This is a genomic window from Pantoea sp. GABEPS69, assembly GCF_045780835.1.
In the GTDB taxonomy this organism is placed as follows: Bacteria; Pseudomonadota; Gammaproteobacteria; order Enterobacterales; family Enterobacteriaceae; genus Pantoea; species Pantoea septica.
On the sequence record NZ_CP118618.1, the window covers coordinates 363,939 to 375,290 of the forward strand.

Consider the following 11,352-nt stretch of genomic DNA (forward strand, 5'->3'; position numbering starts at 1 on the left):
ATCCCGTTCTCTTAGCGCTCGACCAGCGCAATTTTGCGGTTATAGATATTCATCAACAGCGAAATTACCAGGCTGATCGCCAGATAGACGCCCATAGTGATAGCGATAGTTTCGATTGCCTGGCCGGTTTGATTCAGCACCGTACCGGCAAACAGCGACACCATATCGGGGTAGCCGATCGCGGCCGCCAGCGAGGAGTTTTTCACGATGTTGAGGTACTGGCTGGTCAGCGGCGGAATGATGACGCGCATCGCCTGCGGGATAATGACCTGACGCAGCGTCACCGGATTGGGCAAGCCCAGCGAACGCGCGGCTTCATGCTGGCCGTGCGGCACGGACTGAATGCCGGCGCGGATCACCTCGGCGATAAACGACGAGGTGTAGACAGAGAGCGCCAGAGTCAGCGCCGCCAGCTCCGGGATCATCACGAAGCCGCCGCGGAAGTTAAAGCCGCGCAGCGTCGGCACGTCCCAGTGCGTGGCGGCGCCGAAGCCCAGATGCGCCACCACAGGAAACAGCACGAACATGGCGAGAGCGGCGGGCCAGGTGCGGCGCAGCTGGCCGGTCTTGAGCTGATATTTGCGATGATAGCGGAACAGCGCATAGCTGCCTGCGGCGGCCAGTGCCAGCGCAACGATAAAGGGCCCGGAGCCTGGCGCATACTGCGGCCAGGGCACATAGAGCCCGCGGTTGCTGACGAAGGCGAGATCGAACGCGCTTAACGCCTGTCGCGGGCCGGGAAGATTACGCAGCACCGCGAAGTACCAGAAGAAGATCTGCAGCAGCGGCGGAATATTGCGGAAAGTCTCGATATAGATAGTCGAGAGCTTGCGCAGCAGCCAGTTGTCCGACAGGCGCGCCAGGCCGATGAAAAATCCCAGCAGCGACGCGAAAACGATGCAGAGCGCAGAAACCAGCAGAGTATTGGTCAGGCCCACCAGAAACACGCGCGCGTAGGTGTCGCCTTCGGTGTACTCGATGAGATGCTGGACGATACCGAAACCGGCACTGCGCTCAAGAAAGCCGAATCCGGACGTAATGCCGCGGCTGGCAAGGTTGATAATCGTATTGTGGATCAGATAACCCACTACGATAACCACCGCAACAATGGCGATAATCTGGTAAAGCCAGGCGCGAACCGCGGGATTACCGAATGAAATGTCCCTTTTCACGCTTGGGCGTTGTGACATGTTGAAACCTCAGAGACAAAGCGCAGGCAGGACGCCGCGCAACGCGGCGTCCCGTTAACATGTGTGATTAGCGGACCGGCGGGGCGTACTGAATGCCGCCCTGATTCCACAGCGCGTTCTGGCCGCGCGCAATCTTCAGCGCGCTGTCTTTGCCCACGTTGCGGTCAAACACTTCCTCGTAGTTGCCGACTTGCTTGATGATGTTATAGGCCCACTTGTTGTCGAGCTTCAGATCTTTGCCGAAGTCGCCTTCCGCACCCAGTAGATGCGCCATATCCGGCGTGGTCGGCTTGGCGGTCATCTGATCGACGTTCTTCGAGTTGATGCCCATCTCTTCCGCATTCAGCATGGCGTAGAGCGACCACTTCACGATGGTGAACCAGTCATCGTCGCCGCGACGCACGACCGGGCCCAGCGGCTCTTTCGAGATCACTTCCGGCAGTACGATAAACTCGTCCGGCTTGCCGAGTTTGATACGCAGCGCGTAGAGCTGCGACTGATCGGACGCCAGCGTATCGCAGCGACCGCTGTCGAGCGCTTTAGCGGATTCGTCAGAGCGATCGAAGGTCACTGGGGTGTACTGCATTTTGTTGGCTTTGAAGAAGTCCGCCACGTTAAGCTCGGTATCGGTGCCCGCCTGAATACAGACCGTTGCGCCGTCCAGCTCTTTCGCGCTTTTCAGGCCCGCTTTCTGGTGAGTCAAAAAGCCGATGCCGTCATAGTAGTTCACGCCAGCGAACAGGAAGCCCATGCCGCCGTCGCGCGAAGAAGTCCAGGTCGTGTTGCGCGACAGAATATCCACTTCGCCTGACTGCAGGGCGGTGAAACGCTCTTTTGCGGTCAGCGGCGTATATTTCACTTTGCTGGCGTCGCCGAAAACGGCGGCGGCTGCCGCGCGGCAGACGTCAACGTCGATGCCGGAGAATTTGCCGCTGGCGTCAGCATAGGAGAAGCCCGGCAGACCATCGCTGATACCGCACTGCACAAAACCTTTCTTCTTAATCGCATCCAGCGTGGTGCCAGCGTGTGCCTGCTGAGTAACTGCAAGGAGCGCAGCGGCGGCGACCAACGTAGAGAGCATCATCTTTTTCATAAAGCATCCTGTGTGGCGTAATTATTTTGTTATGTTTGATGCGCGCTCTGCAGCGCGCTATTACCTGTCTGTGGCGGTCAGCCACGCATAGCACTGCAAAGCCAGTGCCAGGTTTGCAGAAACGTGAGTGGGCTGGAAAGATCTCTTATTAATCTGAAGAATCAGGAAAGCAGCGTTACTATCGCGCACCAAAAGGAAGCAAAGCGAGTCGCCCCGATCACAATTAGTGCAAATAGTTTCACTATATGGAAGCAATGTGAGCTAAAGCTCAGGAAAGGATGTATGGAGAAGATGAGTTACGCTTTTCGGCAATGAAGATCACTGAGCGGCCGTCAGCGCTGGCGCTGCGGGGAAACAAGCGAAGAAAAGGGGAGGCGCGGCAGGGAAGAAAGGGGATCAATGCGCAGGTAATTTTCACTGGCGCGATTGCAACTAAGGTTACCATTTGCGAGCGAGTTGTTTCATCGCTTTCAGCTTTATTGTGAAAGGCTGCGCTAATAAAAACGCCAGCACTCAGGCTGGCGTCATTTACCGCATCAACTAAAAATCAGTTCATGCCGTATTTTTTCAGTTTCTTACGCAGAGTACCACGGTTGATACCCATCATCAGCGCAGCACGGGTCTGGTTGCCACGGGTATACTGCATCACCATGTCCAACAGGGGCTGCTCGACTTCAGCCAGTACCAGCTCATAGAGGTCATTAACATCCTGACCGTTCAGTTGAGCAAAATAGTTCTTCAGTGCCTGTTTAACCGAATCACGCAGAGGCTTTTGCGTCACCTGATCCTGTGAGTTAACGGTAGAAACGGTCAGTACGTCAGAATTTACGCGTTGTTCGAACATAGTTCTTTCAGCTCTTTATTTCGTTTACGCAAGATTTTCGAAGTATGCCTCCAACGCCTCCAGCTGTTCGCTGGCATCCTCTATGGCGTTGAATGTGCGCCGAAACTGGTCATTAGGGGCATGCTCCTGCAAATACCAGGAGACGTGCTTTCGCGATATACGGTATCCCTTGCCTGGACCATAAAAGTCGTGCAGCTCACGTATATGCGCAACGAGCATACGCTTCACCGCTGCCAGCGGCAGCGGCGCAAGCAGCTCCCCAGTGTCCAGATAATGCTGGATTTCCCGGAAGATCCACGGTCTTCCCTGAGCCGCGCGGCCTATCATCAGGGCATCGGCCCCCGTATAGTCAAGCACGGCTCTGGCTTTATGCGGGTCAGTTATGTCGCCATTCGCGATAACGGGAATGGTGACACTCTGCTTAACTGTCCGAATGCTGTCGTATTCAGCTTCCCCGTTGAACAGGCAGGCACGAGTGCGTCCATGTATCGTCAGGGCCTGAATGCCACAGCGTTCAGCCAATTGGGCAATCTCTACACAGTTACGGTTTTCCGTATCCCAGCCGGTGCGAATCTTCAGCGTAACGGGCACATCCACTGCATTAACCACGGCGGTGAGAATAGATTTCACCAGCTCGGGATACTGCAGCAGCGCTGAGCCTGCCATCTTGCGATTCACTTTTTTGGCCGGGCAACCCATGTTGATATCGATGATCTGCGCGCCAGACGCCACGTTAATACGCGCGGCCGCCGCCATATCATCGGGATCGCAACCTGCTATCTGCACGGCGCGAACGCCGGGCTCGTCACTGTGCACCATACGCAAACGGGATTTGTCACTGGCCCAGACTTCAGGGTTAGATGACAGCATCTCGGAGACCGCCATACCGGCGCCGTTCTCAAAACAGAGCGTGCGGAACGGCCTGTCGGTAATTCCGGCCATCGGCGCAGCAATGAGTCGATTACGTAGCTGGTGGTGTCCAATGCGCATGAAGAAGAAGTGACCGTAACTGTTCGCAAGGCGGCGTATATTACGCATTTTTTACCGAAGATGAAAGGCCAAACTTTGAACAATTCGCCGTAAATAACGGGATAAAGACGGTTAAACAGCAGTCAATTTTTTAATTATTATTAATATTCAATTGCTTAAAAAAATACGCTGAAATTGTGAACAAAAATTTTTCTCAAAACATGGCGTAAATCACAACATAAAAAGCGCCACATCAGGCAATTAACCAGAGATATGACGCCCAGGTGGTGCTTTATTGCGCAACTTGATTGCGGCCGGAACGTAATTAACAGGCCAGGTCGCGCTTTGGTTTAGCTCAAGATAAAAGCAGGGCGGCGTAACCGACCTGCTTTTATATTAGCGCCGCACGCCGGTAATGCGGCACCACTCCTCTTTTTCCGCCACCGGATCGAGCGCGAAGCGATCGGCATAGGCTTCACAAACGCTCTCCGCCTGGCTGGCCAGCACGCCGGAAAGACCCAAATGGCCGCCCGCTTTCGGCAGCACGCCAATCAGCGGCGCCAGCTCGCGCAGCGGACCGGCGAGAATATTGGCGACCACGACGTCGGCCTGCAGGTTCTCAGGCTGTTGATGCGGCAGGTAGAGCGACAGGCGATCGGCGACGCCGTTGCGCTCTGCATTATCGCGGCTGGCCTGGATCGCCTGCGGATCGATATCGATGCCGATCGCCTGCGCCGCGCCCAGCTTCAGCGCGGCAATCGCGAGAATGCCGGAACCGCAGCCGAAATCGATCACCGTTTTGCCCGCCAGATCCAGGCCGTCCAGCCAGGTGAGGCAGAGAGACGTGGTCGGGTGCGTGCCGGTGCCGAACGCCAGGCCCGGATCGAGCATTACGTTAACAGCGTCAGGATCCGGCACGTCGCGCCAGCTTGGGCAGATCCAGAGGCGCTCGCCGAAGCGCATCGGATGAAAGTTATCCATCCACTCGCGCTCCCAGTCTTTATCTTCGATCTGTTCGATCTTATGGCGAAAGCCAGATCCCAGCAGAGGATGCTGGCTCAGCTCTGCGACCACATCCTCCATCTCCGTTTCCGCGTCGAACAGGCCGATCACGTCGGTATCGCCCCACAGGCGCGTTTCGCCCGGCAGCGGCTCGTAAACCGGATTATCGTGCGTATCCTGAAAGGTCACGGAGACCGCGCCGCTCTCCATCAGCGCATCGCTGAGGGGTTCGGCGTGCTCGCCGGTACTGTTAATCTTGATTTGAATCCATGGCATAGCGTTTCTCTTTATTCCAGCGCGGCATCAGGCGCGCGGCCAAACAGATTACCGACCAGAAAAGCCAGCAGGCTTATGGTCAATGACGGAACGATAGGGTGAAAGCCACCCCATTGAATATTGAGGCTGGCAAGCAGCGTGTAGCTCCCGGCGCCCGCCAGCATGCCGGAGATGGCGCCGGCAGCGTTGGCGCGCGACCAGTAAAGGCCAAGCACCAGCGGCCAGAGGAAAACGGCTTCCAGACCGCCGAAGGCCAGCAAATTGAGCCAGATAATCATATCCGGCGGATTCCACGCCGCCAGCAGCAGCAGCACGCCCAGCAAGAAGGTAATGGTGCCCGATAGCAGGCGCAGGCGCGCTTCGTTTTCACTCTGCTGCGGCGCGATGCGCAGATAGAGATCTTTGATCAGGGTAGCGGAAGATTGCAGCAGCTGCGCGTTGATGGTCGACATGATCGCCGCCATCGGCGCGGCGAGAAATACGCCCGCAGCCATCGGCGGCAGCACGGTGATCATCAGCGTCGGGATGACGCGATCGGGAATAGTGAGATCCGGCAGAATCGCCCGGCCGAGCGCGCCGGCCAGATGCATGCCGAGCATCAGCACCACTACCACGATGGTGCCGAGAATAATGCCGCGATGCATCGCTTTACTGTCTTTATAAGAGATGCAGCGCACGGCGGTATGCGGCAGGCCGATAACGCCGAAGCAGACCAGCACCGCAAAGGAACTAAGGAAGGTCGGATTGATAACGTTGCCGACCCCTTCCGGCGACACCAGCTGCGGATCGATGGTGCGCAGTTTGGTCACCGCCGTGTCGAGCCCGCCCGCCTGATGAATCACAGCGAACAGCAGCAGAAAGGTGCCCACCAGCATCACCAGGCCCTGCATAGCGTCATTGAGCACGCTGGCGCGAAAGCCGCCGAAAGCGGTGTAGAGCGCGATAGTACCGCCGAAAATCAGCAGGCCGGTATCGTAAGGAATGCCCGCGGCGGTTTCCAGCAGGCGCGCGCCGCCGATAAACTGCACCGTCATCGCGCCGATAAAGGCCACCAGCAGGCTGATGCTCGCCAGCCAGATCAGCAGCGTGCTGCGATAGCGGGCATAAAGCATATCGTTTAGCGTCACCGCGTTATAGCGGCGCGCCAGAATAGCGAATTTCTTCCCTAACACGCCAAGCGACAGCCAGACCGCCGGCACCTGAATCATCGCCAGCAGCACCCAGCCGAGTCCATATTTATAGGCCGCGCCGGGGCCGCCGATAAACGAACTGGCGCTGATATAGGTGGTGGTGACGGTCATCGCCAGCACAAAACCGCCCATAGAGCGGCTGCCGAGAAAATATTCAGTGAGAAAACTGCCCTGGCGCTGTTTGCGCATGGCAAACACCGACAGCCCGGCGATCAGCACCAGGTAAGCCAGCAGCGGAAGAATGATTTCAGTTTCCATCGTTATCCTCTAACGGCATATCGCGGAACACCAGACGTACCATCAGCCAGCACAGCACGATAAACAGCAGCGGGGCAAACACGCAGGAGAGTTCAAACCAGCGCGGCAGACCGGTCACGCCGGCCTCATCGCCGCCCAGCCACGCGGAGACGCCCCAGACGGCCAGATAGGCGAGCGTCAGGTAGAGCGCCCAGCGCGCCTCTTTATTCGCTTGCAGAAAACGCCAGTCCATTATGCAACCTCTACGGCGACAAAAATGAAAAAGGCCGGTATCACCGGCCTGGTCTTGTTGACAAGATGCCAACCTGGACGCTGTCAGCAGTCAGTAACCCCGCCGGCATCGCCCTTACTGTTGCGCTTACTTATCGTACAGTCCGAGTTTCTTTTCCAGATAGTGGATGTTGGTGCCACCCTGCTGGAAGTATTCGTCGGACATAATGCGCATTTGCAGCTCGATATTGGTCTTGATGCCGTCGATGATCAGTTCAGCCAGCGCATTTTTCATGCGGGCGATCGCCACGTCGCGGGTTTCGCCATAGCAGATCAGCTTGCCGATCATGGAATCATAGTACGGCGGCACGCTGTAGCCGGCGTAAATATGCGATTCCCAACGCACGCCAAAACCGCCTGGCGCGTGGAAACGGGTGATTTTGCCCGGGCTCGGCAGGAAGGTGTTGGGATCTTCGGCGTTGATACGGCACTCGACCGCATGACCGCGAATGATCACGTCTTCCTGCTTGATAGAGAGCGGCTGACCGGCAGCGATGCGCAGCTGCTCTTTGATCAGATCCACGCCGGTGATCATCTCGGTAACCGGATGCTCGACCTGAATACGGGTGTTCATCTCGATAAAGTAGAACTCGCCGTTTTCATACAGGAACTCGAAGGTGCCTGCGCCGCGGTAGCCGATTTCGATACAGGCGTTAGAACAGCGCTCGCCGATATAGCGACGCAGTTCCGGCGTAATGCCCGGCGCTGGCGCTTCTTCGACCACTTTCTGGTGGCGACGCTGCATAGAGCAGTCGCGCTCGGCCAGATAGATCGCGTTGCCCTGGCCGTCGGCCAGTACCTGAATCTCGATATGACGCGGATTCTCGAGGTACTTCTCCATGTAGACCATGTCGTTGTTGAAAGCCGCTTTGGCTTCCGCTTTCGTCATGTTGATGGACTGCTCGAGCTCTTTATCGCTGCGCACGACGCGCATGCCGCGACCGCCGCCGCCGCCGGACGCTTTGATGATGACCGGATAACCGATACGCTTAGCGATAGCGCGGTTTTTCTCCATGTCGTCGCCCAGCGAGCCGTCGGAACCGGGTACGGTCGGCACGCCCGCTTTTTTCATCGCGTTGATGGCGGAAACTTTATCGCCCATCAGGCGGATGGTGTCCGCTTTCGGGCCGATAAAGATAAAGCCGGAACGCTCAACCTGCTCGGCGAAATCGGCATTCTCAGAGAGGAAGCCGTAGCCGGGGTGGATGGCGACCGCGCCGGTAATCTCGGCGGCGGAGATCAGCGCCGGGATGTTGAGATAGCTTTTAACTGACTGTGCCGGGCCGATGCAGACGGTTTCGTCCGCCAGCAGTACATGTTTCAGATCGCGGTCTGCGGTGGAGTGCACCGCCACGGTCTTGATGCCCAGCTCTTTACAGGCGCGGAGAATACGCAGCGCGATTTCACCGCGGTTAGCAATGACAATTTTATCCAGCATGGTGCGCCTCGTTATTCGATGACGACCAGCGGCTCGTCAAATTCAACCGGCTGGCCGCTTTCGACCAGAATGGCTTTCACGACGCCAGATTTATCGGCTTCGATCTGGTTCATCATCTTCATCGCTTCAACGATGCAGAGCGTGTCGCCGGCGTTAACTTTCTGTCCGATTTCAACAAAGGCTTTCGCGTCCGGGCTCGGCGTGCGATAGAAGGTGCCGACCATCGGCGAACGCACGATGTGGCCGCTGATTTCAGCAGGCTTGGCGGACTCTACGACCGGCGCTGCGATCGGCGCGACGGCGGTGGCTAACGCAGGCTGCGGAGCTGGCGCGGCGTAAGCCTGCTGCATAACGGGATAACCCACATTGGCAGGTGCACGGCTGATACGAACGGACTCTTCGCCCTCAGAAATTTCCAGCTCAGCGATGCCGGATTCTTCAACCAGTTCGATCAGTTTTTTAATTTTACGAATATCCATGAGTGTGGTTCCGTACTCTGTTTAATTGGAGTGAGACAGGCGTTTTACTGCCGTTTGTAAAGCCCATGAGTAGCCGTCGGCGCCTAAACCGCAAATGACGCCGGCGGATACGTCGGAAAGATAGGAGTGATGGCGGAAAGGTTCACGCGCGTGCACGTTAGAGAGGTGCACCTCGATAAAAGGAATGCTTACCGCCAGAAGGGCATCGCGCAATGCTACGCTGGTGTGCGTAAATGCAGCGGGATTAATGATGATGTAATCCACATTGCCTCTGGCCTCATGAATGCGATCGATCAGCTGATATTCCGCATTTGACTGCAAATGACTCAGTTCCACATCGAGCTGGTCCGCCTGCGCGGCTAAATCGCTGACGATTTGCTGCAGCGTCGCGCGACCATACTTTTCCGGCTCGCGCGTGCCCAGCAAATTAAGGTTGGGACCGTTCAAAAGCAGAATGTGAAATTTATGCGCCATCGTGCTGCCATCTCCCGCAATCATTGAGGCATCGCGTAAAATACCTTGCTATCTTCCGTTTGTCACCCGCCGCGCCCAAAAAGGCGACGCCGCGCGCAACAAAGCCGGGCATTATATCCGTTTCGGGGCAATTCGCAGCAAAATACTGGTCTTATCTGCGAAGTTGATCCAGCGTGGCCCGAAGGCCACACCTTTTATCAGAAATAACGGGGAGAAGACAACTTAGCGTGGCAACCACTGACGAAACTTTTTGTAACGCCACGCTAACAACGCCAGTGCGCCCAGCGCGTAAAGCAGCGGCTGAGGCGAGAGCACCTTCACCGACCAGAGATAGTGAACCGGCGCGAGGATCGCCGCCAGATAGATAAAGTTATGCAGCGTTTGCCAGCGGCGGCCAAGTTTGCGCTGGGCGCGCTGGAACGAGGTCGCCGCGAGCGCCAGCAGAATCAGCCAGGTCAGGATGCCCAGCGTAAGATAGGGGCGCGTGACCAGCTCGCGGCCCAGCAGCCCCAGGTTGTCGACGCCCAGCTCCAGCAGGTAGTAACTCAGCAGATGAAGAGAGGCCCAGACGAAGGTCCAGACGCCGAGCAGGCGGCGAGTGCGGATGAGCAATGGCTGTTTCGCGTAGCGCGTCAGCGGCGACACCAGCAGCGTGCCCAGCAGCAGCTTCAGCGCCATTCTGCCGGTGAAGTGCTGAATATCCTTCGCCGGGTCGGCGCTCAACCAGCCCTGGTTCGCCGCCATAAAGAGGTAGACCAGCGGCAAAAACGCCGCCAGATGCAGGACCGCCTTGAGCCAGACGATCTGTTTCAGCGTCAGGCGCACTCAGTAGTTCTCCCGCAAATCGAGCCCGCGATAGAGCGAGGCTACCTCGTCAGCGTAGCCGTTAAACAGCAGCGTCGGCTGACGCTTCACGCTGAGCGTGCCGCCGGGGCCGATAAAGCGTTCGGTCGCCTGCGACCAGCGCGGATGGTCGACGTGCGGATTAACATTGGCATAAAAACCATATTCGTTTGCCGCAATCTGATTCCAGGTCGTCGGCGGCCGATCGCGCGTCAGGGTAATCTTGACGATCGACTTAATGCCTTTAAAACCATATTTCCACGGCACGGTCAGGCGAATCGGCGCGCCGTTCTGCGGCGGCAGCGCTTTGCCGTACACGCCGGTGCTGAGCAGAGTTAACGGGTGCATCGCCTCGTCAAGGCGCAGTCCTTCCACGTAGGGGTAGTCCAGTCCGCCGCCGATAAAGCGATCTTTCTGCCCCGGCATCTGATCGGGCGCGTAGAGCGTCTGAAACGCGACGAAGCGCGCATTGCTGTTGGGCTCCGCCAGCTTCAGCAGCTTATTAAGCTCGAAACCGACCCAGGGCACGACCATCGACCAGGCCTCGACGCAGCGCATGCGATAGATTCGCTGCTCCATGGCGAACTTTTTGAAAATATCGTCCATGTTGAGCGTGATCGGCTTCGCTACTTCGCCGTCGATGGTCAGCTGCCAGGGATCGGTTTTCAGCGTGCCGGCATTGGCGGCGGGGTCCGCCTTATCAAGGCCGAATTCATAGAAGTTGTTATAGCCGGCGACCTTATCTTCCGGCGTCAGCGTCAGGCTGGCCTGATACTTTTCCGGCTTGCTGAAGGTTAGCGGGCGTCCGGCAGGCGCGGCGGGGCGATCGTTGCCTTTGAACCAGCTCAGCACATCCGCCTGCGCGACGCCAGGCAGGCCGAGCGCCGCGGCGCTCAGGCCGAGAGTTTTCAGCACCTGGCGGCGTCGCATATTAAAGATGCTTTCCGGCGTAACGTCGGCTTCAGTCAGATATTTTGTGGGTTTCATCGCTCACCTCCCGGCTCGAATATGCCTTCCAGCATGATG

Annotated in this window: 13 protein-coding genes; 1 reads left to right on the forward strand and 12 read right to left on the reverse strand. The window is 57.3% G+C overall.

Features of this window, described 5'->3' with window-relative positions; genetic code table 11:
• Positions 1–11: 11 nt before the first annotated feature.
• Both PVE98_RS01780 and PVE98_RS01785 read right to left on the reverse strand, forming a co-directional pair.
• A complete protein-coding gene (locus tag PVE98_RS01780) occupies positions 12–1,190 on the reverse strand; it encodes an amino acid ABC transporter permease (RefSeq protein ID WP_033754735.1) in 1,179 nt (392 codons plus the stop codon).
• Between the two features lie 67 nt (positions 1,191–1,257).
• A complete protein-coding gene (locus PVE98_RS01785; protein WP_096072138.1) occupies positions 1,258–2,283 on the reverse strand; it encodes an amino acid ABC transporter substrate-binding protein in 1,026 nt (341 codons plus the stop codon).
• 278 nt (positions 2,284–2,561) lie between these two features.
• On the opposite strand from PVE98_RS01785, the gene PVE98_RS01790 reads away from it, so the two are divergent.
• On the forward strand, positions 2,562–2,768 hold the full coding sequence (locus PVE98_RS01790) for a hypothetical protein (RefSeq protein WP_096072137.1): 207 nt from the start codon (positions 2,562–2,564) through the stop codon (positions 2,766–2,768).
• 62 nt (positions 2,769–2,830) lie between these two features.
• On the opposite strand, the gene fis is transcribed toward PVE98_RS01790, so the two are convergent.
• The 10 genes from fis to msrP form a co-directional block, all read right to left on the reverse strand.
• Positions 2,831–3,127 carry a DNA-binding transcriptional regulator Fis gene (fis, locus tag PVE98_RS01795; RefSeq protein ID WP_000462905.1) on the reverse strand — a complete coding sequence of 99 codons (297 nt, stop codon included), beginning with the start codon at positions 3,125–3,127 and terminating at the stop codon, positions 2,831–2,833.
• 24 nt (positions 3,128–3,151) lie between these two features.
• Entirely contained in the window at positions 3,152–4,117 is a 966-nt protein-coding gene (gene dusB, locus PVE98_RS01800) for a tRNA dihydrouridine synthase DusB (RefSeq protein WP_096072136.1), read from the reverse strand.
• A 375-nt stretch (positions 4,118–4,492) separates the two neighbouring features.
• The gene (prmA, locus tag PVE98_RS01805) at positions 4,493–5,374 is read right to left on the reverse strand and encodes a 50S ribosomal protein L11 methyltransferase (RefSeq protein WP_048785022.1); all 882 of its coding nucleotides are present in this window, start codon (positions 5,372–5,374) and stop codon (positions 4,493–4,495) included.
• 11 nt (positions 5,375–5,385) lie between these two features.
• Positions 5,386–6,822 (reverse strand): sodium/pantothenate symporter, encoded by a 1,437-nt coding sequence (panF, locus tag PVE98_RS01810; protein WP_096072135.1) that lies wholly within the window; start codon positions 6,820–6,822, stop codon positions 5,386–5,388.
• Positions 6,812–7,054 (reverse strand): YhdT family protein, encoded by a 243-nt coding sequence (locus PVE98_RS01815; protein WP_033754757.1) that lies wholly within the window; start codon positions 7,052–7,054, stop codon positions 6,812–6,814. Before PVE98_RS01815 ends, panF begins: the two co-directional genes overlap by 11 nt.
• Positions 7,055–7,180: 126 nt before the next feature.
• Positions 7,181–8,530 (reverse strand): acetyl-CoA carboxylase biotin carboxylase subunit, encoded by a 1,350-nt coding sequence (accC, locus tag PVE98_RS01820; RefSeq protein ID WP_033754760.1) that lies wholly within the window; start codon positions 8,528–8,530, stop codon positions 7,181–7,183.
• Between the two features lie 11 nt (positions 8,531–8,541).
• Complete coding sequence (accB, locus tag PVE98_RS01825; RefSeq protein ID WP_033754763.1) at positions 8,542–9,009, reverse strand: acetyl-CoA carboxylase biotin carboxyl carrier protein; 468 nt, start codon at positions 9,007–9,009, stop codon at positions 8,542–8,544.
• A gap of 21 nt (positions 9,010–9,030) precedes the next feature.
• Positions 9,031–9,483: a type II 3-dehydroquinate dehydratase gene (aroQ, locus tag PVE98_RS01830; RefSeq protein WP_033755287.1), complete on the reverse strand. Its 453-nt coding sequence runs from the start codon at positions 9,481–9,483 to the stop codon at positions 9,031–9,033.
• 222 nt (positions 9,484–9,705) lie between these two features.
• On the reverse strand, positions 9,706–10,308 hold the full coding sequence (gene msrQ / locus PVE98_RS01835) for a protein-methionine-sulfoxide reductase heme-binding subunit MsrQ (protein WP_033754766.1): 603 nt from the start codon (positions 10,306–10,308) through the stop codon (positions 9,706–9,708).
• Positions 10,309–11,313, reverse strand: a complete 1,005-nt coding sequence (gene msrP, locus PVE98_RS01840) for a protein-methionine-sulfoxide reductase catalytic subunit MsrP (protein WP_096072134.1) — start codon at positions 11,311–11,313, stop codon at positions 10,309–10,311.
• Positions 11,314–11,352 lie beyond the last annotated feature (39 nt).